The 21733-nt window shown below is 64.0% G+C and carries 20 protein-coding genes; 15 read left to right on the forward strand and 5 right to left on the reverse strand.

Annotated elements, in window-relative coordinates; translation table 11 throughout:
* The first annotated feature begins 307 nt into the window (after nt 1-307).
* The 3 genes from LB520_RS01850 (at nt 308) to LB520_RS01860 (ending at nt 4406) form a co-directional block, all read left to right on the forward strand.
* Nucleotides 308-1576 carry an OmpP1/FadL family transporter gene (locus LB520_RS01850; protein ID WP_224601729.1) on the forward strand — a complete coding sequence of 423 codons (1269 nt, stop codon included), beginning with the start codon at nt 308-310 and terminating at the stop codon, nt 1574-1576.
* 291 nt (nt 1577-1867) lie between these two features.
* Nucleotides 1868-3592: a dihydroxy-acid dehydratase gene (gene ilvD / locus LB520_RS01855; RefSeq protein WP_224601726.1), complete on the forward strand. Its 1725-nt coding sequence runs from the start codon at nt 1868-1870 to the stop codon at nt 3590-3592.
* Nucleotides 3579-4406 (forward strand): tetratricopeptide repeat protein, encoded by an 828-nt coding sequence (locus LB520_RS01860; protein ID WP_095765008.1) that lies wholly within the window; start codon nt 3579-3581, stop codon nt 4404-4406. The genes ilvD and LB520_RS01860 overlap by 14 nt, the downstream gene beginning before the upstream one ends.
* Before the next feature lie 323 nt (nt 4407-4729).
* Here the strand turns inward: LB520_RS01860 and LB520_RS01865 are convergent, their stop codons facing one another.
* From LB520_RS01865 to erpA, 5 genes are all read right to left on the reverse strand, one after another.
* A complete protein-coding gene (locus tag LB520_RS01865; RefSeq protein WP_095765009.1) occupies nt 4730-5023 on the reverse strand; it encodes a hypothetical protein in 294 nt (97 codons plus the stop codon).
* A 71-nt stretch (nt 5024-5094) separates the two neighbouring features.
* Complete coding sequence (xth, locus tag LB520_RS01870; RefSeq protein WP_224636227.1) at nt 5095-5889, reverse strand: exodeoxyribonuclease III; 795 nt, start codon at nt 5887-5889, stop codon at nt 5095-5097.
* A gap of 7 nt (nt 5890-5896) precedes the next feature.
* The gene (locus tag LB520_RS01875) at nt 5897-6289 is read right to left on the reverse strand and encodes a VOC family protein (RefSeq protein WP_224636228.1); all 393 of its coding nucleotides are present in this window, start codon (nt 6287-6289) and stop codon (nt 5897-5899) included.
* Nucleotides 6286-6801, reverse strand: a complete 516-nt coding sequence (locus LB520_RS01880) for a hypothetical protein (protein WP_224636229.1) — start codon at nt 6799-6801, stop codon at nt 6286-6288. Before LB520_RS01880 ends, LB520_RS01875 begins: the two co-directional genes overlap by 4 nt.
* Nucleotides 6802-6805: 4 nt before the next feature.
* Nucleotides 6806-7153, reverse strand: a complete 348-nt coding sequence (gene erpA, locus LB520_RS01885) for an iron-sulfur cluster insertion protein ErpA (RefSeq protein ID WP_042644753.1) — start codon at nt 7151-7153, stop codon at nt 6806-6808.
* A gap of 70 nt (nt 7154-7223) precedes the next feature.
* On the opposite strand from erpA, the gene LB520_RS01890 reads away from it, so the two are divergent.
* The 12 genes from LB520_RS01890 (at nt 7224) to LB520_RS01945 (ending at nt 21618) form a co-directional block, all read left to right on the forward strand.
* Nucleotides 7224-8453, forward strand: coding sequence for a deoxyguanosinetriphosphate triphosphohydrolase (locus LB520_RS01890; RefSeq protein WP_224636230.1), 1230 nt, complete (start codon nt 7224-7226; stop codon nt 8451-8453).
* Between the two features lie 61 nt (nt 8454-8514).
* Entirely contained in the window at nt 8515-10272 is a 1758-nt protein-coding gene (gene argS, locus LB520_RS01895; RefSeq protein ID WP_224636231.1) for an arginine--tRNA ligase, read from the forward strand.
* A 103-nt stretch (nt 10273-10375) separates the two neighbouring features.
* A complete protein-coding gene (locus tag LB520_RS01900) occupies nt 10376-13864 on the forward strand; it encodes an SPOR domain-containing protein (protein ID WP_224636232.1) in 3489 nt (1162 codons plus the stop codon).
* A 133-nt stretch (nt 13865-13997) separates the two neighbouring features.
* Nucleotides 13998-15017: a beta-N-acetylhexosaminidase gene (gene nagZ, locus LB520_RS01905; protein WP_224636233.1), complete on the forward strand. Its 1020-nt coding sequence runs from the start codon at nt 13998-14000 to the stop codon at nt 15015-15017.
* Between the two features lie 62 nt (nt 15018-15079).
* Nucleotides 15080-15880, forward strand: a complete 801-nt coding sequence (locus LB520_RS01910) for a segregation and condensation protein A (protein WP_095765568.1) — start codon at nt 15080-15082, stop codon at nt 15878-15880.
* Nucleotides 15877-16632 carry an SMC-Scp complex subunit ScpB gene (scpB, locus tag LB520_RS01915; protein ID WP_095765016.1) on the forward strand — a complete coding sequence of 252 codons (756 nt, stop codon included), beginning with the start codon at nt 15877-15879 and terminating at the stop codon, nt 16630-16632. The genes LB520_RS01910 and scpB overlap by 4 nt, the downstream gene beginning before the upstream one ends.
* Before the next feature lie 179 nt (nt 16633-16811).
* The gene (locus tag LB520_RS01920) at nt 16812-17030 is read left to right on the forward strand and encodes a twin-arginine translocase TatA/TatE family subunit (RefSeq protein ID WP_224636234.1); all 219 of its coding nucleotides are present in this window, start codon (nt 16812-16814) and stop codon (nt 17028-17030) included.
* A gap of 83 nt (nt 17031-17113) precedes the next feature.
* A complete protein-coding gene (gene tatB / locus LB520_RS01925) occupies nt 17114-17821 on the forward strand; it encodes a Sec-independent protein translocase protein TatB (protein ID WP_224636235.1) in 708 nt (235 codons plus the stop codon).
* The gene (tatC, locus tag LB520_RS01930) at nt 17818-18681 is read left to right on the forward strand and encodes a twin-arginine translocase subunit TatC (RefSeq protein WP_224525243.1); all 864 of its coding nucleotides are present in this window, start codon (nt 17818-17820) and stop codon (nt 18679-18681) included. Before tatB ends, tatC begins: the two co-directional genes overlap by 4 nt.
* A 184-nt stretch (nt 18682-18865) precedes the next feature.
* Nucleotides 18866-20170 carry a serine--tRNA ligase gene (gene serS, locus LB520_RS01935; protein ID WP_224636236.1) on the forward strand — a complete coding sequence of 435 codons (1305 nt, stop codon included), beginning with the start codon at nt 18866-18868 and terminating at the stop codon, nt 20168-20170.
* A gap of 4 nt (nt 20171-20174) precedes the next feature.
* Entirely contained in the window at nt 20175-20933 is a 759-nt protein-coding gene (surE, locus tag LB520_RS01940; RefSeq protein ID WP_224636237.1) for a 5'/3'-nucleotidase SurE, read from the forward strand.
* Between the two features lie 31 nt (nt 20934-20964).
* A complete protein-coding gene (locus tag LB520_RS01945; RefSeq protein WP_224636238.1) occupies nt 20965-21618 on the forward strand; it encodes a protein-L-isoaspartate(D-aspartate) O-methyltransferase in 654 nt (217 codons plus the stop codon).
* Nucleotides 21619-21733 lie beyond the last annotated feature (115 nt).

A 21733-nucleotide genomic window follows, 5' to 3' on the forward strand; every position in this document is an offset into this window, starting at 1 on the left:
AAAATGCGGCTGCCGCTACGTCAATTTTGACGTAAACGGAAAGTTTGCGCCCCATTGTTGCCATAATGTAACAATGAGGGCCGTCAGACCCAAAACCGGCTGTTTTTGCCCCGTTTTTGGCAGTTTCCCCGGATTCTTTCGAGCCTTTGACGCCGGTTCGCGCGACTTAGGCGCCGATTGCGGCGTCGATGACCATGGCAAAAATAGGTGCTGTCAAGATGTACATGTACAGCTCCTGAAATCGTTGTTGCGTCGTTAACCCGAATTGGTTCTAGCTTGAGCGACTTGTATTTGGGGAGGGATTTCCATGAACATTTTGCGAGTCAAAGCGCTGCTGGGGGCAGGGTGCTTTTCGATCGCTTTGGCCGGCGCCGCAGTCGTCCCGGCGCATGCCGGCGGCCTGGAGCGTGGCTGGTACGACATCGATCTGCTTTTCGATCCGGCACAGGTCACGGGCGAGGTCACCGGCACCTATGTGATGCCGCAACGCGACCTCAAGAATGTGAGGGATGCGGATCCTTCTGACGGCAATCTCAATGCACTGGGTAGATCGAGCACAGCCCGCGACACTGAAAGCTATTGGGTGCCGAGCGTGGGTATCAAGGTTGGCATGGGTCCGATCGATTGCTTGGGGGACTACTCCCAACCGATCGGTGCATCCAGCAATCCGGGCGCCAACTGGGCGGGTGCACAAGGGAACGTCAATACGCAGGTAAAGAGCGAAGCCTTTGGTGCGACCTGCTCGTACAAAATGGACCTCGGCAAGGGCCAGTTTCGCTTCATTGGCGGCGTGTTCCACGAGGATGTTTCGGGCTTCAAGGAACAGCTGGTTGCTCCCATTCCGGCAATATTCGGTACGGGCATCGGACGTCTTGATCTTGAGGGAGACGGATGGGGATGGCGCGCGGGCGTAGCTTATGAGATTCCAGACATCGCGCTGCGTGCCAGCCTGGTTTATAATTCGGCTGTCAAGCTCGATGATCTAAGCGGAACGCTTGATCTGACCCAGGTTCCAGGGTTCATCAATCCGTTAAACCCATTTTTGGGCAGGGTCACCGATGTCAGCGGTTCCTCGGAGGTCCCGCAGTCAGTGGAGCTCAAGCTGCAGTCCGGCATAGCTCCCGGCTGGTTGGCCTTTGGGTCCATCAAATGGGTGGATTGGAGCGTGCTGCAGAGCATTCCTTTCTGCCCGACGGGTGTGGCAGTTTGCACGACGACCAGTCCTACGCGGCTTACATCTCTCGACTTGCTCTATCGTGATGGCTGGACGGTTGCCGCAGGCATCGGCCACAAGTTCAACGATCAATGGAGTGGGGCTGCAGGGATCACTTGGGATCGCGGCACGACTACCGGTCTCAGCGCTCAGACAGATACCTGGACGCTCAGCGCTGGCGTGGCTTATACGCCGACTCAGAATGTGGAAGTCCGTCTAGGCGGCGCCTTGGGCGTGCTAACCAGCGGGCATATCCACTCGGTCGTTGGTTCTGACGGCGTTACCTACGGCACGGACTATACCGCCGACTTCGGCAACGACCTCGTGTCGGCCATTTCAGGATCCTTCAAGGTCAAGTGGTAACTGCCTAAATTTGAACGGAAAAGGGCCGGGCATTGCCCGGCCCTTTTCGTTGATGACAGCGATCGTAATTTTCAGTGCTCAACTCGCTACGGCAGATTCGCCGCGCATCCGGCGCCCGATACGATTGTGACGTTTCAGCAACAGTTTATGAACAACCCCTGCTGTAGAAGTCAGAGAGAGGGGACTGCCCATTTCCCGCCATAAACCCGGAGCACCCGAGATATGTCCCGGGATGCGTGCCAGGTTGGCGCGGCGATGGGACCGGCCGCGGGGTGTGCGGCAAGGACGATGATGGACGCCAAGGCAATCTCCAAGGCCAAGCTGCCCAGCCGCTACGTGACCGAAGGTCCGGCGCGGGCGCCGCATCGTTCGTATCTCTATGCCATGGGCCTGTCGGCGGCCGAGATCGCGCAGCCTTTGGTCGGCGTCGCCAGTTGCTGGAACGAGGCTGCCCCCTGCAACATCTCGCTGATGCGCCAGGCGCAGGTGGTGAAGAAGGGCGTTGCGGCCGCCAACGGCACGCCGCGCGAGTTCTGCACCATCACTGTCACCGACGGCATCGCCATGGGCCACCAGGGCATGAAGTCGTCGCTGGTGTCGCGCGAGGTCATCGCCGATTCGGTCGAGCTCACCATGCGTGGCCATTGCTACGATGCGCTGGTCGGGCTCGCCGGCTGCGACAAGTCGCTGCCCGGCATGATGATGGCGATGGTGCGCCTCAACGTGCCGTCGATCTTCATCTATGGCGGCTCGATCCTGCCCGGCAGCTATCGCGGCCGGCAGATCACCGTGCAGGACGTGTTCGAGGCGGTCGGCCAGCATTCGGTCGGATCGATCAGCGACGCCGAATTGCTCGAGATCGAGCAGGCGGCCTGTCCTTCGGCCGGTTCCTGCGGCGCCCAGTTCACCGCCAACACCATGGCGACCGTTGCCGAGGCGATCGGTCTTGCGCTGCCCTATTCCTGCGGCGCGCCGGCCCCATACGAGATGCGCGACCGCTTCAATTTCGCCTCCGGCGAAAAGGTCATGGAGCTGATCGCCAGGAACATCCGGCCGCGCGACATCGTCACGCGCAAGGCGCTGGAGAACGCGGCGACCGTGGTGTCGGCCACCGGCGGCTCGACCAACGCGGCGCTGCACCTGCCGGCGATCGCGCATGAGGCCGGCATCAAGTTCGACCTGTTCGACGTGGCGGCGATCTTCGAGAAGACGCCCTATATCGCCGACCTCAAGCCGGGCGGCAAATATGTCGCCAAGGATATGTTCGAGGCCGGCGGCATTCCGCTTCTGATGAAGACGCTGCTCGACCACGGCTATCTGCATGGCGACTGCTTGACGGTCACTGGCCGCACTTTGGCCGAAAATATGGAGCACGTTTCCTGGAATGAAAGCCAGGATGTTGTGCGTCCCGCCAATCGGCCAATCACCAAGACAGGCGGCGTTGTGGGCTTGAAGGGCAACCTTGCCCCCGAAGGCGCGATCGTGAAGGTCGCGGGCATGTCGGAACTGAAATTCTCCGGTCCGGCGCGCTGCTTCGATTCGGAAGAAGAGTGCTTCGAGGCGGTCACGCAGCGCAACTACCGGGAAGGCGAGGTTCTCGTCATTCGCTACGAGGGGCCGCGCGGCGGTCCGGGCATGCGCGAGATGCTGTCGACGACGGCGGCGCTCTACGGCCAGGGCATGGGCGGCAAGGTGGCGCTGATCACCGACGGGCGCTTCTCCGGCGCCACGCGCGGCTTCTGCATCGGCCATGTCGGGCCCGAGGCGGCGGTCGGCGGGCCGATCGGGCTGATCCGGGATGGCGACGTGATCTCGATCGACGCCGTGAAAGGCACGATCGAGGTGGCCCTGTCGGATGCCGAACTGGCGACCCGGGCAAAGAGTTGGAAGGCGCGCAAGACCGACTATCAGTCCGGCGCGATCTGGAAATATGCGCAGGCCGTCGGGTCGGCCCGCGACGGCGCGGTGACCCATCCGGGCGCCGCCAAAGAAACGCACTGCTATGCGGACATCTGAGGTGTTGAGGTCGTCTGTCTTTTCGGCACTGGTCGCTCTGGCGACCTTGGGCGCCGTCGGGCAGGCCATGGCCTTCGACGACAAGGTGTTCGACGACAAGACCGGCGTGAAGCCACAGTCGAGCCCCTGGGCGGTGTTCCAGTTCGGGTTCTCCGCCTACAAGAGCGGCCATAAGGATCAGGCGGTCGAAGCCTATAAATACGCCGCCGAGAACGGCCAGATCGGCGCCACCTGGAAGCTTGCGCGCATGTATGCCGAAGGCGACGGCGTGACGCGCGACGATTACGCTGCTTTCAAGTTCTTCTCGGAAATCGTCGATCAGGATGTCGAGCCCGGCTCGCCGGAAGAAAGCTATGTGTCGGACGCGCTGGTGGCGCTCGGCGACTATCTTCGCAAGGGCATTCCCGGCACCCCGGTCGAGGAAAACGACGTCGCGGCGCAGGAATATTACATGCGCGCCGCCGCCAACTACCGCAATCCAAACGCCCAGTTCGAGATCGGCCAAATGTTCCTCAAGGGCGAGGGTGGCGTGAAGGCCAGCGTCAAGCAGGCAGGCCGCTGGCTGCAGCTCGCGGCCGAGAAGGGCCATGCCGGCGCGCAGGCGACGCTCGGCAATCTACTGTTCCAGAGCGGCAAGGTCGTGCGCGGCCTGGCGATGATGACCGCGGCGCTGGCGCGGGCTCCGGCGGCCGACCAGCCCTGGATCCGCAACATGCAGGAAGAGGCTTTCGCCGCGGCCGGCGAGGCCGATCGCCGGACCGCGATCTCGCTCGCCGACGATATCCTGACCAAGGGCAACAACGGCGACCAGTAAGCGCAGGTTGGCGATAGCGTGCATGGCAGCTTTGCGCATGCATTGGCTAATGTAGCGCTGGTCGACCCCCCACTCCGTCTCGGCTTCGCCGAGCCACCTCTCCCCCGATCGACGGGGTAGAGGAAGGGCGCCAAGCTTTTTGCCGTCAACGCCCGTCCAGCAAGGCTCCCTTCCTTTCCCTCCGGAGGGGGGAAAGGTGGCGCTGCGAAGCAGCGACGGATTGGGGGAACCACCTGGCAATCAAGCCTCGGCCTGATCAGTCGCGCCAGTCACAGAAGATGTGTGCATAGCGTAACCTGGATGGTGGGGAGATCAACGAGGCCTCAGTTCTCGGTCGGCTCCGTCGGCGTCTGGCCGGGCGTCGGGGTCGAAAGCGATGTCGGGTGCGGCTTTGGCGCTTCGCCCGGACATTCGTCCTTGATCCTGGTCCAGGACGTGTTGTTGAGAACCATGTCGCAGCGGGCGAGGTAACTCTCGCCGGCCAGCGTCAGGCACGCCGTCTCGCCGACGTTGAAGGATTTGCCGTTGGCAAGACAGGTTGGCGCCGCCAGCAACGGCGCCGGCGCGGCAAGCGCCAAGGCAAGGCCGGCTGGCCAGAAAAGAAATCGGATCGCCATTCAACCCCCACAGCAAGCCGCATCAAAGACGGGATTTGTGGCGATACTGGGTCAGGGTGCCTGGCAACGTCTCAGGCGGGCTGCAGGCTGAGGTCGATGGCGACCGGCACGTGGTCGGACGGCTTTTCCCAGGCGCGGACGTGCTTTTCCACCGAGGCCGACGAGAAGCGGTTGGCGGCTTCGGGCGAGAGCAGCAGGTGGTCGATGCGGATGCCGTTGCTTTTCTGCCAGGCGCCGGCCTGATAATCCCAGAAGGTGTAGACGCCGGCCGAGTCGGTCACGGCGCGCACCGCTTCGGTGAAGCCGAGATTCTTCAGCCGGCGAAAGGCCTGCCTCGTCTGTGGCTGGAACAGCGCGTCACCCAGCCAATTTTCGGGAAACCGGGCATCGGCGGGTTCGGGAATGACGTTGTAGTCACCGGCCAGCACCAGCGCTTCCTCGAGCCGCAGCCGCTCCTGCGCCCAACGCTCCAGCCGCGCCATCCAGGCGAGCTTGTAGGAAAACTTCCGTTCATCGTCGACCGGATTGCCGTTCGGCAGATAGAGCGAAGCGACGCGCAAGGCGCCCTGGTCGGTGGAAAAAACGCCTTCGATAAAGCGGGCATGGTCATCCGCATCATCGCCCGGCAGGCCGCGATTGACCTCGTCGAAGGGAAGCTTCGACAGAAGAGCGACGCCGTTAAAACTCTTCTGGCCGTTGGTCTCGACATTGTAGCCCAGCGCCTCGATCTCGGCGCGCGGGAACTGGTCGTCGACAGTCTTGATCTCCTGCAGGCACACGATGTCCGGTGCGCTTTCGGTCAGCCAGTGGGTGAGGTTGCCGATGCGGGCGCGAACGCCGTTGATGTTCCAGGTGACGATCTTCATGAGGACCTCAATGCTCTTCGGACGGCAGACGTTCGACGAGGCCGATCGTATTGCCTGCGGGGTCCTTTAGAAAGGCCATCCATTCGCTTTCCCCCGCCGGGCCGAACCGCCCCTCGGTGTCGCGGTGGACGAGTGTCGGCGGCGCGGTGAAGGGAATGCCCGCGGCTTTCGCCTCGGCGTGGAAGGCTTCGAGGCTGGCGATGTCGAAATAGACGGTGCCGGCCGGAACGCCGTCGGTGAAGAGGAGGCGCACGTCACCGGCCATAATGAAGGCAATACCGGGCGGGTCGTAGCGGGCGTGCACGTTCAGACCAAGCACGTCGCGCCAGAAAGCAAGCGTCGCATCGAGATCGCGGCCAGCCGAGAGCGCGACCTGACGGACCGCGCCGATGGCGCTCATTCAATCGCTCCTGGAAGCTGGCTCCCGCCGTTGTCCGAGAGCACATGCTCAATGGCGTCCCTGAGATGCAATGCCCGGTCGCGGCTCGTGCGTTCGTCCATCCAGTCGCAAGCGTCGTAGAGGCCGCCGAGCCAGCGCGGATAGTCGTATTTTTCCTCGATGAGAGGGACCATGCGGCAGATCTGGAGCGGTTCGATGTCGCTGTGAAGATAGGTGCGGATTCGCCGCAGGAAAAGCTGGCGCGCTATTTCGCCGGCTTGCTCAGAACCAGGGTCGAAATCGGGAAACCGCCGCGCGACCATCGACCTCAGATGGGCACGCGCTTTATCTAGCGCCAAGGCATTTCTCGGATCGCAGCGCACCAGTTGGAGATAGTCGCTGTCTTCGGCATAGCTTGGCGGCGCGGCGTGACGGCCAGCCCAAGCGACGATGTCGACATCGGAAACGGCCTCAATCTCGCGGGCGACAAGGACCGCAACCGGATCCTCGTGGCCCTCGAGAAGCGGCTTCATATCTTCAAATGCTGAAGCTCGTACCGCAGCCGCAGGAGGCGACCGCGTTCGGGTTCCTGATCTGGAAGGACTGGCCCATCAGATCGTCGACAAAGTCGATCACCGAGCCGCCCATATAGACCAGCGACAGGTCGTCGATCAGGATGGTTGCGCCGTCCTTCTCGATGGCGACATCGTCATCGTTGCGGTCGCCTACCAAATCGAACTTGTAGGAAAAGCCGGAGCAGCCGCCGCCTTCGACGGAAACGCGCAGCGCCGTCTTGCCCGGTTCGCCGGAAACAATCCTGGCGATCCGCTTCGCCGCGGCATCGGTCATCTCGACCTTCATGGCAGTCTTGGCATCCGCGCCCATCGGCGTCACCTTGCTTTCGGTTTCACATGATAGGTATGAAGCGGGCGGGGCCAAGTCAACTGGTGGATCAATGGACGAGCGGCAGGGCAAGGATGCTCTCGGCGACATCGGGTTCGGCGACCGGCCGCGCGCGGCCTATGCGAGCGATCCGGCGCGCTCGCGCGGCCGCCTGTTCGACGAGCCGGAAAGCCCGACCCGCACACCGTTCCAGCGCGACCGCGACCGCATCATCCATTCCACCGCCTTTCGCCGGCTGAAGCACAAGACGCAGGTGTTCGTCGCCCATGAGGGCGATCACTACCGCACGCGGCTGACGCATTCGATCGAGGTGGCGCAGATCGCCCGCGCGCTGGCGCGGGCATTGCGCGGCGACGAGGATCTCGCCGAAGCCGTGGCGCTGGTGCATGATTTCGGCCATACGCCCTTCGGGCATACGGGCGAGGACGCGCTCAACGAGAAGATGGCGACCTGGGGCGGCTTCGATCACAACGCCCAGTCGCTGCGTATCGTGACGCGGCTCGAGCGGCGCTATGCCGAATTCGACGGGCTGAACCTCACCTGGGAAACGCTGGAGGGGCTGGTCAAGCACAATGGCCCGCTGACCGACGCGAGCGGGAAGGGGCTCAAGGGCCCGGTGCCGCAGGCGATCCGCGACTATTCGGAGCTGCACGATCTCGAGCTCGACCGCTTCGCCGGCATCGAGGCGCAGTGTGCGGCGATCGCCGACGACATTGCCTACAACGCCCATGACATCGACGACGGCTTGCGCGCCGGCCTGCTGACGCTGGATATGCTTGGAGAGGTCGGTCTGCCCGGCTCGATCCTGGACAGCGTGCGTGCCAAATATCCTCAGCTCGACGATGTTCGCACCGGCCACGAGCTGATGCGCCGGCAGATCACGCTGATGGTCGAGGATGTCATCGCATCGACCATCGCCAATATCGAGCGGCTCAAGCCGGACAGCGCCGATGCGGTGCGCGCGGCCGGCGAGACCCTGGTGACCTTCTCGGCCAGCATGGCGGCGGCCGAAAAGGAATTGAAGGGCTTTCTCTACAAGCATCTCTACCGGCATGCGGAGGTTATGCGGGTGCGGGCCGATGCAGAACAGATCGTGCGCGAGCTGTTCGACGTCTATTTCGCCGATCCGCGCGCCATGCCCGACGGCTGGCGCGAAGGGCTCGACCGGGCCGAGGACCGCATCAAGGCGCGCAGCGTCGCCGACTTCCTGGCCGGCATGACCGACACCTATGCGCTCAAGGAACATCGGCGTCTGTTTGACCATACGCCCGATTTGAGCTAGGGCGAGCCTCGATTTTGCCGGCCATCGAGCCGGTCGCCTCTTAAAGCCCAGAGCACTTCCGATGAATATCTTCGCCGATTTCAACGCGCGGATCATAAAAGCCGTCGAAGCCCTTGACCTGAAAGACAAGGATGGGGCCGCGCCTGACCTGTCGCGTATCGCGGTCGAGCCGCCGCGTGACGCCAGCCATGGCGACCTCGCGACCAATGCGGCGATGGTGCTGGCCAAACCCACCGGACAGAACCCGCGCGCGCTTGCCGAGAAACTGGCCGAAGCGCTGCGGGGCGACGCTGATATTGCCTCGGCCGAGATCGCCGGGCCGGGCTTCGTCAATCTCAGGCTGAAGGACGCATTCTGGCACACGCACCTGGCGGCGTTGCTCGGCGAGGGGCGCAATTATGGCCGCTCGACCATCGGCGGCGGCCGCAAGGCCAATGTCGAATATGTCTCGGCCAACCCGACCGGTCCTATGCATGTCGGCCACTGCCGCGGCGCCGTGGTCGGCGATGCTTTGGCCAATCTGATGGCCTTCGCCGGCTACGACGTGACCAAGGAATACGTCATCAATGACGCCGGCTCGCAAATCGACGTGCTCGGCCGCTCGGCGTTGCTGCGCTATCGCGAGGCGCTCGGCGACGATATCGGCGAGATCCCGCCCGGTCTTTATCCGGGCGACTATCTGGTCCCCGTCGGCCAGGCGCTGGCCGGGGAATTCGGCCGCGGCCTGTTGGAGATGCCGGAAGAAGAGGCGCTGGCGATCGTCAAGGACCGCACCGTCGACGCGATGATGGCGATGATCCGTGAGGATCTGGCGCTGCTGAACGTGCATCACGACGTGTTCTTCTCCGAGCGCACGCTGCATGCCGACAACGCCAAGAAGATCCGGGCGGCGATCGCCGACCTGACGCTGAAGGGCCACATCTACAAAGGCAAGCTGCCGCCGCCCAAGGGCGAGAAGCCGGACGACTGGGAAGACCGCGAGCAGACGCTGTTCCGCTCGACCGCGGTCGGCGACGACATGGACCGGGCGCTGGTCAAGTCAGACGGCTCGTTCACCTATTTCGCCGCCGACGTCGCCTATCTGAAGGACAAGGTCGACCGCGGCTTCGTCGACCTGATCTATGTGCTCGGCGCCGACCATGGCGGCTACGTCAAGCGGCTCGAAGCGCTGGCGCGCGCGGTTGCCGGCGATGCCGTCAAGCTCACCGTGCTGCTTTGCCAGCTCGTAAAACTGTTCCGCGACGGCGAGCCGGTCCGCATGTCGAAACGGTCCGGCGATTTCATCACGCTGCGCGAGGTCGTGGAGGAGGTCGGCCGCGACCCGATCCGCTTCATGATGCTTTACCGTAAGAACGACGCGCCGCTCGATTTCGACTTCGCCAAGGTCACCGAGCAGTCGAAGGACAATCCGGTGTTCTACGTGCAGTATGCGTCGGCGCGCTGCCATTCCGTTTTCAGGCAGGCGAGCGAGCAGCTCGGCGAGGCGAACTTCGATCGCAACCGGCTCGCGGCCTCGGTGGCTGCGCTGGCCGACGAGGGCGAGATCGCGCTGATCCGGAAGCTGGCCGAATATCCCCGGCTGATCGAATCCGCGGCGCTTTCGCTGGAGCCGCACCGGCTGGCATTCTACCTCTACGATCTGGCTTCCAGCTTCCATGCACAGTGGAATCGCGGCAACGACAACCAGGACTTACGTTTTGTTAAGGTTAACGACCGAGAATCAACTTATGCCAGACTAGGGCTGGTGCAGGCTGTTTCGGATGTTTTGACTTCCGGCCTGACGCTGATCGGGGCAGACGCGCCCATCGAAATGCGTTAGGTTTAACTAAAAAACCTGTCACCTTTTGCCCACATTGCGCTGGTAAGGGCCAACCCTGCGCGACGTCCATGGCGTCCGACTGTGTGCGAGTTCGGGAACAATAATGGCAGACAGAACCCCGCTGAAAGTAGCCGACCACAACGACATCGCCGACGATGATCCGTTCGCTGAACTGACCCGGATCATGGGTTTCGATCCGCGCCAGCCGGTGCGGCAGCCGGCCCCCGCGGCCGAAAAGGCCAATCAGGCCGTGGAGGCTGACGATTTCGACATCGACCTCGAGAAGGAGTTGATGGGCGAGTTCGACACCGTCGAGGAAAGCGCGCCGGTCGCTCAGCAGGCTGCACTGCATCAGATCAGCAAAGAGCCGGCCTTCGAGGCTGCCAGCGCCGCCGCGAATGACGACGAGCTTACCGCTTCCTTCGAGCAGGATTTCGTATTCGACGACGCGGCGGATTATGCCGACTTCGCCGTGGCCCGTGCGCCGGAGCCGGATTTTGCGCCGCAGCCGCAGGCGGCGCCCGAACCGGAAGTCGCGCCAGAGGCGCATTTCGCGCCGGTGCCAGAAGAAGCTTCCGAGCCGGAAGTCGCTTTCGACGACGATTTCGACAAGGCGGTCGCCAGTTCGCTCGATGTCTCGCCGGTCGAAGATGATCTTGCGATCGACCGGGAAATGGCGGCTTCGCTGGACCAGGATTTCCAGCTCGACCATTACGAGCCTGCCAACCTCGACGATCAAGAGCTCGCCAACCTCGACGATCAAGAGCCCGCTGACGCGCGTCAGGACGCAGTCGAGGCCATGCAGGCCGCAAGCGAGGCGGCGTTCGACGCCGATTTCGACAACGCGGTCCAGATGTCGCTCGAAGACGAGCTGTCGTTTGAGAGCCACGAGCCGGAGCAGCATGCGCAGGCCGCCGAGCCGGTCGAAGCTCACGCAGCCGCCCCGCTGATTTCCCAGGACGATTTTGCCGGTCATTTCGATCAGGCGATGACCGATGTCGATATCAATCTCGGCCAGGATATGGATCTCGGCCAGGGTCAGGATCTTCAAGAGCCTGAGCTGTCGCTTGACGACGAGTCTGCGCCGGCTGTCGAGGCGCCGGCCGAGACGGCCGCCGCCGAGCCGGAACTCGCCGCGCCCGAACCTGCCGCCGCGCTGACCCTCGATGACGATTTTGAGCTGAGTTTTCGCGATGCGTTGAACGAGGAGCCGCAAGCTCCGGCCGTCGAGCCTGTTGCCGCGCTGCAGCCGACCGTCGCCGAGGCGGCTTCCGTCGTCGCCGCTCCGGTTCCGCCGAGCGCCGCCGTTGAGCCCGTGAAACCGGCCGCCAGCGAGCGCAGCCTGGAAGACGAGCTCAATGCGCTGCTTGGCGCCATGACTGCGCGGCCGATGCCGGCTGTCAGGGAGCCTGCTCCCGCGCCCCGGCTGGTTGCGCAACCTGCGAGCTACGAAAGCGAGAAGACCGAGACCGACGATCTCGACTGGAATCTTGACGAGCAGCAGCCGTCGCAGAGCGGCCAGGGCGGTCAGCCGGTTGAAAGCGACTTGGACGACCTGCTCGCCAGCGAGCTCGATCACCAGGATTTCGCAACCTCGGCCAAGGCAGAGCCCGCGGTCGATTTTGATGATGACGACGAATTCGGCGCCGCTTTCGCCCGGAGTATCGAGGCCGAGCAGGAGGCCGCCCGGGCGAAGGCAAATTCGTCCGATTGGCTGCATTCGACGAACGCCGAGCCGGCAAGGTCGTGGAGTCGCTCGACCCCGACCGCCGCTCCGCCGGTGCAGGCTTCGTTTGCGCAGCCGGCAGCCTCGGCGCCGATGCAGATGGCCGCGCCTTCAGCGCCAATGCAGGTGGCGGCGCCGGCCTACCGCAGCGAACCGGCTACGGATTCTTCCGCCTACGCCAAGCCGGTGCAGGCGCCTGTGCCGCAAGCCCGTGAGCATGATGACATGCCCGACGTCGAGACGGTCGACGTGCCGGAGCGCGTGGTCGCGCTCGCGGACGACCTCGACATTCCGGAGCTCAGCTTCGAAGAGGACCAGCCGGCCGCACCCGCATATGACGATCTCGATGCGGAATTCGCCAGCCTGCTCACCGACATGAACGCGACGGAGATCGCGTCGGCGCCGACACAGAGCCGCGGCTATGACGACGAATCCTATAATGCCGGCTTCAGTGGCTATGATCGTCGCGACTTGCGTGCCGAGGCTCCGGCGGCTCCGGTGACCCCGGCTGCGCTTGCCGCCGCGAATGATTACGATGCCGATGATTTGCCCGGCAGCCGGCCGGTTTCGCAGGCGGACGAATTCGCCGCCGATGAGCTCGACTATGATCCCGAGCTCGAAGAAGCGATGGCGATCCCCGGGCTTGCCGAGCGCGAAGCGGCGCAGCCGCGCAGGCGCGGCGTGATGATCGCGGCGCTCGTCGGCGCAGTGGTGGTTTTCGGCGGCCTTGGCGCGCTGGCCTTCTCCTTCGGCGGCAAAGGCGGCAGCGCGGCCCCGGTGATCGTCAAGGCCGACAATTCGCCGATCAAGGTGAAGCCCGAAAATCCGGGCGGCACGGTGGTGCCGAACCAGGACAACAAGGTTTACGACGCGGTCGCCAAGGGCGGCGGCGCGGCCAAGCCGGCCGAGCCGGTGCAGCAGAAGCTGGTGAACACCACCGAGCAGCCCGTGGATCTGGCATCGAAGGAACCGCCGCAGAGCCGTGTGGTTGACCTTTCGCCCAACGACAATGGCGCCGCGGCCGGCATCGACGCCGCCAGCGATCCGGGCACAGCATTGCCCGGCGTCGAGCAAGCGGCTGTGCCCGCAAGCGCGCAACCTGCCGCGCCGGCAAGTGCGCAGCCTACCGCGCCGGCAAGCGCGCAGCCGGCGGCACCGGCGCCGAAGTCGGAAGACCGCATCGCCCAGGTGCTGCAGCAGGATGCCGAGAACACCGCCAACAACGATGTCGTCGCCGTCGCGCCGCGCAAGGTGAAGACGATGATGGTGAAACCCGACGGCTCGCTGGTGCCGCGCGAGGACCCGGCTCCAGCCGCTGCGCCGAAGGTCGCCGCGGCCGAACCGAGCGATCCGGCGCCGCAACATGTCGCGCCGGCCTCCGACGGCCAGCAGACGGGAACGGTGGCTTCCGACGCGGGCCAGGCCGTTACGGACCAGGCCGATGCGCCGGCCGTCAAGCCGGTGAAACCCGCGAAGAAGACTGAAGCCAAGGCGCAGTCGGCCAACACGCCGGCAGTGGCGCCGGTGGCGCCGGCGCGTCCGTCCGACCAGCCGGTCGATATCGTCGGCGAGGTCAAGCCGGACCAGGTCGCTTCGATCGATCCGGCGGCGGCCGCCGGCGGCGGCTCGTGGTCGATGCAGATCGCATCGCAGCCGACGGTCGAAAGCGCGCAGTCGACCTATCAGGACCTGCAGCGCCGCTATGGCGGCGTGCTGTCCGGCCGCACGGCCAACATCGTCAAGGCCGAGGTCGCGGGCAAGGGTACCTTCTACCGCGTCCGCGTTGCGGCCCAGTCGCGCAACGATGCGATCAGCCTTTGCACCAGCTACAAGGCGGCCGGCGGCAACTGCTTCGTATCGCGCTGATTAAATCAAGCCTATCAAAGCCGGCGCCGCCGAAAGGCCGCGCCGGCTTTTCGTTGTGGACGGTTGCGGGCTTTGGCTGGTCCGAGGGCAGGGGTGATTCCCTTTGCTCGCTCAAAGCCTTAAGCTTCCGGGCATGAGCGAATCAAAATCCATGATCCTCGGCTGCGCCGGGAAATCCCTCACAGAGGACGAAATCCATTTCTATCGGGACGAACGTCCCTGGGGCTTCATCCTGTTTGCGCGCAACATCGGCGAAGCCGGGCAGATCCGCGACCTCGTCGCCTCGATGCGCGACTGCGTCGGTCGCCCGGAGGCTCCGGTCTTCATCGACCAGGAAGGCGGCAGGGTGCAGCGCCTGCGTCCGCCGTTGGCGCCGAACTACCCGGCCGGCGGCGCGCTTGGCGCATTGTGGCGCGACGACCGCGAGGCCGGCCGCCGCGCCGCCTGGCTGATGGCGCGGCTGCATGCCTTCGATCTCTCCCGCTTCGGCATCACCGCCGACTGCCTGCCGGTGCTCGATGTGCCCGTCGAAGGCGCCAGCGACGTCATCGGCGCGCGCGCCTATGGCAAGGAGCCCAACGCCGCGATCGAGCTTGGCCGGGCCTCGGCCGAGGGGCTGATGTCGGGCGGCGTGCTGCCGGTGATGAAGCATATTCCCGGCCATGGCCGCGCCTTTGCCGACACGCATTTCGCGCTGCCGACCGTCGATACGCCGCTCGATGAACTCAGACGGCATGATTTTGCCCCGTTCAAGGCGTTGAACGAGCTGCCGATGGCGATGACGGCGCATGTCGTCTACAGCGCGGTCGACCCCGACAATCCGGCGACGACGTCCGCCAAGGTCGTCGATCAGGTGATCCGCGGCGAGATTGGCTTCGACGGGCTGCTGATGAGCGACGACACGTCGATGAAGGCACTTTCTGGGGATTTCCCGACAAAGGCGGCCTCGATCCTTGCGGCCGGCTGCGATCTCGTCCTTCACTGCAACGGCGTTTTCGAGGAGATGTCGGGGATCGCGTCGCGCACGACGGCGCTGTCAGGCAAGTCTTTGCAGCGCGCCGAGCGGGCGCTGACCTATATAAAGGATCGCGACGTCGCCGATGAAACGGCCATACGCGCAGAATTCGCCACCTATTTCGAAGCGGTGGCCTGAACCGAAGGGACGAAGGGCAAGTGGCGGAGACATTGGAAGGCAAGGCCGCGAAGGCCGCACCGATGGACCGCCTGTGGGCCGAGAACGACGATTCACGCCTGACCGGCGACCCGTCGCTGGTCGTCGACGTGGCGGGGTTCGAAGGCCCGCTCGATCTTCTTTTGCATCTTGCCCGCAACCAAAAGGTCGATCTGGCGCGCATTTCTATCCTGGCGCTCGCGGAGCAATATCTGGCCTTCGTCGAAAAGGTGCGGGCCCTGAGGCTCGAGCTTGCCGCCGACTATCTGGTGATGGCGGCGTGGCTGGCCTTCCTGAAGTCGAAGCTCTTGATCCCGAAACAGCCGGGCGAGGAGGGCGAAAGCGGCGAGGAACTGGCGGCGGTGCTGCAATTCCGGCTGAAGCGCCTTGAAGCCATGCGCGACGCCTCGGCGCGGCTGGTGAACCGCAACCGCCTTGGCCGCGACGTCTTTGCGCGCGGCATGCCGGAAATGGTCATTGTCGAGAAGCGCAACAGCTTTTCGGCTTCGCTCTACGATCTGCTCACCGCCTATGCGCAGCAGCGCCAGCGGCAGGCGATCAACAATGTGACGATCGCCCGGCGCGCCGTGTGGTCGCTCAAGGATGCGCGCGAGGTGCTGGCGCGGCTGATCGGCTCGGTCGGCGACTGGACGACGCTCGACAGCTTCCTGATCGAATATCTGGCGGCGCCGGAAGAGAAGCGCACGGCGATGGCCAGTTCCTTCGCGGCGACGCTCGAGATGGTGCGCGAGGGCAAATTGGAAGTTCGGCAGGATCAGGTGTTCGCGCCGATCTATCTGCGCGGCCGCGCGCAAGGGGTAAGGGCAGTCGAGGTGGTATCATGAGCGAACGCGCCAACGCGTCGGTCATCCCGTTCAAGGTCGAGGACGAACCGGAAGACGAGATGGCCGAGCAGGGTTCCATCGAAAACCCGGCCGAGCGGCTGCAATTGTCGGAAGCCGTGCGCATGGCCGAGGCGATCATATTCGCCAGTGCCGAGCCGGTCAGCGAAAAGCAGCTTGCCGCGCGCCTGCCGGAAGGCGTCAACATTGCCGCCGCAATGGCGGATCTGCAGGAAATCTATGCCAAGCGCGGCGTCAACCTGGTACGGGTGGGCGATGCCTGGGCCTTCCGCACCGCCGGCGACTTGGCTTTCCTGATGAGCCGGGACTCCGTGCAGCAAAGGAAGCTCTCTCGCGCGGCGCTCGAAGTGCTGGCGATCATCGCCTATCACCAACCGGTGACGCGCGCCGAGATCGAGGACATCAGGGGGGTCGAAACGTCGAAGGGCACGCTCGACACGCTGCTGGAAACGGAGTGGGTCAGGATGCGCGGCCGCCGCCGCACACCCGGACGGCCGGTGACCTACGGCACCACCGACGCTTTCCTCGATCATTTCGCGCTGGAGGAGATCCGCGATCTGCCCGGCATGGAAGAGCTGAAGGGCGCTGGCCTGCTCTCGACGCGCATGCCGGCGAATTTCTCGATGCCGGTGCCGCCGGCCGACCCGGACGCGCTCGCCGAAGACGAGGACGCGCTGACGGATATCGACCTCGAGGAGCTCGGGCTGCTGACGCCGCGCGTCACCGACGAGTGATCATCAAATCGCCGCGAATGGTCTATTAGCAGAGGCTGCGCGGATTCGTAGCAAGCCGCTCACGCCGAAAGTGCGTGACATCCGCTAGCCATTTTATCAACTTCGTAGCGGTTGTGTTTGAATCCTTGAGCGAAAACGCATAGATCATCGCCGAGGGAAACCATTCGAGAGAGATTGTTATGGGTTCATTTTCGATTTGGCACTGGATGATCGTGCTGGTCATCGTGCTTCTGGTGTTCGGCCGCGGCAAGATCCCGGAACTGATGGGCGACATGGCCAAAGGCATCAAGAGCTTCAAGAAGGGCATGGCCGACGACGAGGCCGACGACAAGCGTACCGTCGAGCATCGCGCTGACGAGACTGTTTCGCCGGCCAAGGAAAAGGTCAGCAAGAGCTGAGCTTGGTTGTTGCTTTGAGCATGCCGTTGTCCCAAAACCGCTTCGCATTTTTGGGCAGCAGGCACCCGTCGGAATAGATTGTCATGTTCGAAGTCGGTTGGAGCGAGCTGCTGGTGATCGCGGTCGTCATGATCGTGGTCGTCGGGCCGAAGGATTTGCCCAACATGCTGCGCACCTTCGGCCGCACCGCGGCGAAATTGCGCGCCATGGCCGGCGACTTCCAGAAGCAGTTCAACGAAGCGCTGAAGGAAGCCGAGCTCGACGATGTGAAGAGCTCGATCGATAGTCTTCGCGGCCTCAATCCGATGAACGAGGTGCGCAAGCAGCTCAACCCGTTCGAGCAGGCCGCGGCCGATGTGCGCGCCGGCGTCGATACGATGATGAAGCCCAAGCCGGCCGCCGATCCGGCGGCGCCGGCAGCGGAAACGCCGCAGGCCGCCGAGCCGCTCAAGAACGGTGCGACGGACCTGCCTGGCGTCGGTGGCCCCGAGGCTAGCTCTGCCGCTCCAGCTTTCCCGGCCATGACCGACGCCTCCGTCACCGCACCGGTTTCTGACACCGCCGTGCCGGCCAGGCCGGCGAAAAAGGCGGTGACCGCCAAGGCAAGGACCGCCAGCACGGCGGCCAAACCGGTCGCGGCAACTAGGGCACCGGCAGCAAAAGCGCCGGCCAAAGCCGCAGCGCCTGCAACGAAGGCAGCGCCGAAGGCTGGGGCAAAGCCTGCCGCGGCGAAGAAGCCGGCCGCGAAGAGGGCAACCGACGGCAAGAAGATGACGGGCGGCACCAAGTGAGCGTTTCGGACAAGGAGCGGGAAGAAATCGAGAAATCGTCAGCGCCGCTGATCGAGCATCTTATCGAGTTGCGCCGCCGCCTGATCTGGTCGCTGGGCGGCTTCTTCGTCGCCTTTCTCGTCTGCTTCTTCTTCGCCAAGCGCCTGTTCAACCTTCTGGTCGTCCCCTTCAAATGGGCGACGCAGTGGGCAGGGCTCGACCCGCATAAGGTCGAGCTGATCTATACCGCGCCGCAGGAGTTCTTCTTCACCCAGGTGAAGCTCGCCATGTTCGGCGGCATGGTGATCGCCTTCCCGCTGATCGCAACGCAGATCTACAAGTTCATCGCGCCCGGCCTCTACAAGAACGAGCGCAGCGCCTTCCTGCCGTTCCTGATCGCCTCGCCGATCCTGTTCCTGATGGGCGCCTCGCTTGTCTATTTCTTCTTCACCCCGATGGTCATGTGGTTCTTCCTGGCCATGCAGCAGACCGGCACCAACGACCAGGTGCAGATCTCGCTGCTGCCGAAGGTGTCGGAATATCTCAGCCTGATCATGACGCTGATCTTTTCCTTCGGCCTGGTGTTCCAGCTGCCGGTGGTGACCAGCCTTTTGACGCGCGTCGGCATATTGTCGTCGCAGGCGCTGGCCGAGAAGCGCAAATGGGCGATCGTCCTTTCCTTCGTCGTCGCCGCCGTGCTGACGCCGCCCGATCCGATGAGCCAGTGCGGCCTCGCCATCCCGACCATCATTCTCTATGAGGTCGCCATCTGGTCCTCGCGCATGATCGAGCGCAGCCAGGCGCGCGACCGCCTGGCGCGCGAGCAGGCGGAGGCGGGGAGCTCTGCCGCCAGCAACACGCCGGACGCGCCGTCGGCCTAGGCGAAAGGCGTCAAGCCGGGAAAATCGCGGCTGTCGTCCTGACCGCCGTCTTGCATCGATGACGGATGCGGTTTACGCCCTCGATCCTTAAAGCGCATCGCTTTAAGTCTTAGTTTTGATGCATGTCGTTGTCCCAGAACCGCGACATACTTCTGGGCGACATGCATTGCTTTGAGGATCGACCATGCTTGATATCAAATGGATTCGCGACAACCCCAAGGCCCTTGTCGAAGCGCTGGTGAAGCGCTCGTGGCCGGCGGATGAAGCGCAGTCCACGGTCGACGACCTGGTCGCCAAGGACGAAGCGCGGCGTTCGCATCTCAGCGAATTGCAGGTCAAGCAGGAACGCCGCAACGCCGCCTCGAAGGAGATCGGCAACGCCATGCGTTCAGGCGATTCAGCGCTCGCCGAGAAGCTCAAGGGCGAGGTCAGCGAGATCAAGGCGTTCATCCAGAATGGCGAGGCGCGCGAGCGCGAACTCGACAAGGCGCTGGACGACGCGCTGGCGGTTCTGCCCAACGTGCCGCTTGATGACGTGCCGGTCGGCAAGGACGAGCACGATAATGTCGTCAAGCGCATCGTCGGCGAGGTGCCGACGCGTCCGAATTGGGTGAAGGAGCATTTCGAGATAGGCGAAGCGCTGGGCATGATGGATTTTGAGCGGGCGGCGAAATTGTCCGGCTCGCGGTTCACGGTGCTGAAGAGCCAATTGGCGCGCATGGAGCGGGCGCTCGGCCAGTTCATGATCGACCTGCACACGACAGAGCACGGTTATGAAGAGATCATCCCGCCGCTGATGGTGCGCGACGAGGTATTGTTCGGCACCAATCAGCTGCCGAAATTCGAGCTCGACCTGTTCTTCACGCCGCATGGCGACAGTCGGCTTGGTCTCATTCCAACGGCGGAAGTGCCGCTCACCAATCTCGTGCGCGAAGAGATCACCGCGCATGAGAAGCTGCCGCTGCGCTATACGGCGCTGACGCCGTGCTTCCGCTCGGAAGCGGGCTCGGCCGGCCGCGACACGCGCGGCATGCTGCGACAGCACCAGTTCTATAAGGTCGAACTGGTCTCGATCACCGACCAGGAAAGCTCGATTGCCGAGCACGAGCGCATGACGCAATGCGCCGAGGAAGTGCTGAAGCGGCTCGGCCTGCCGTTCCGCACCGTCACGCTCTGCACCGGCGACATGGGTTTCGGCGCGCGCAAGACCTACGACATCGAGGTCTGGCTGCCGGGGCAGAACGCCTATCGCGAAATCTCGTCCTGCTCGGTCTGCGGCGATTTCCAGGCCAGGCGCATGGATGCCCGCTACAAGGACAAGGACGGCAAGGGCAATCGCTTCGTCCACACGCTCAACGGTTCGGGCACCGCGGTCGGCCGGGCTCTTATCGCCGTCATCGAAAACTACCAGAATGAGGATGGCAGCGTAACCATTCCTGAAGTGCTGCGGCCTTACATGGGTGGTCTCGCCAAGATCGAAGCGAAGTGACTTGATGCGCATCCTGCTGACCAATGACGACGGCATCCATGCCGAGGGGCTGGCGTCGCTCGAACGCATCGCTCGCACGCTGTCGGACGACGTCTGGGTGGTTGCGCCGGAGCAGGACCAGTCCGGTTACGCGCATTCGCTGTCGATCTCGGAGCCGCTCAGGCTGCGCAAGATCGGCGAGAAGCACTATGCCGTGCGCGGCACGCCGACCGACTGCGTCATCATGGGCACGAAAAAAATCCTGCCCGGACCGCCGGACCTGATCCTGTCCGGCGTCAATTCCGGCGCCAACATCGCCGACGACGTCACCTATTCGGGCACCGTTGCGGGCGCCATGGAAGGCGCGCTGCTCGGCGTCCGCTCGATCGCGGTGAGCCAGGCCTATTCCTATGTCGGCGAGGATCGCGTCGTGCCTTACGAGACGACCGAGGCGCTGGCGCCGGCGTTGCTCAAGCGGCTGGTGGAGACGCCGCTGCCGGACGGCGTGCTGCTCAACGTCAATTTCCCGAACTGCGCGCCGAACGAGGTGGAGGGCACCGTCGTCACCGCGCAGGGCAAGCTGGTGCACAGCCTTTGGGTCGACGAGCGGCGCGACGGGCGCGGCCTGCCTTACTACTGGCTGCGCTTCGGCCGCGAGCCGGTCGAAGGCAAGAAGGGCACGGATCTCCATGCGCTGCGCAACCGGCTGGTGTCGGTGACGCCGTTGCAGCTCGACCTCACCGCGCATGAGCTCCGCGACCAACTGACCAAGGCGCTGTCATAAAATAGGGTTTTGGCATGAACACGGTTTTGGCATGAATACGGGCATCGACGACCGCGAAGGTTTTGCCGCTTTCCTGCTCAGGCTGCGGGGCAGGGGCGCGGCGCCCAAGGCGCTGGTCGCCGCCTTCGAGGCGACGCCGCGGCGTGGTTTCCTGCCGGCGCAGTTCCATGCGGTCGCGTGGTCGGACGGCATGCTGCCGATCGAATGCGGCGAGGCGATCGAGGGCGCCGATCTGCAGGCGGCGGTGATCGCCGCGCTTCACATCGAGCCGGGCAACCGCGTGCTCGAGATCGGAACCGGTTCGGGCTACACGGCCGCCGTCATGTCGAGGCTTGCGGCGCGCGTCATCACCGTCGACCGCTACAAGACCCTGACCGAGCAGGCAAAGCAGCGCTTCGAGGCGCTGGCCATCAGCAATGTCATCGTCCGCCAGGCCGATGGCTCGAATGGCCTGCCCAATGAAGGGCCGTTCGACCGCATCGTCGCCTGGGCCGCCTTCGACAGCCTGCCGCGCTTCCTGCTCGACCAGCTGTCGAGCGGCGGCATCGTCATCGCGCCGATCGGTCCGGAAGAGGGCGAGCAGGTGCTGGCCAAGCTCACCAAGGTCGGCAGCCGCTTCGAGCGCGAGGACATCGGCATGGTTAGGCTGCAGCCGATCCTGCGCAGCGTCGCGATGGTGATTTAAGGGCTCACAGCCCCCGCCAAAATTTCCGCCAATGTTTTAAGAAAATTTTTGTCGGATTCTAATGGGTTAACCGCCCAGTAACATTAACGCGCTTTAATCGTGACCAGTTTGTACC

The sequence above is a fragment of the Mesorhizobium sp. CA12 genome, from assembly GCF_020165255.1.
In the GTDB taxonomy this organism is placed as follows: Bacteria; Pseudomonadota; Alphaproteobacteria; order Rhizobiales; family Rhizobiaceae; genus Mesorhizobium.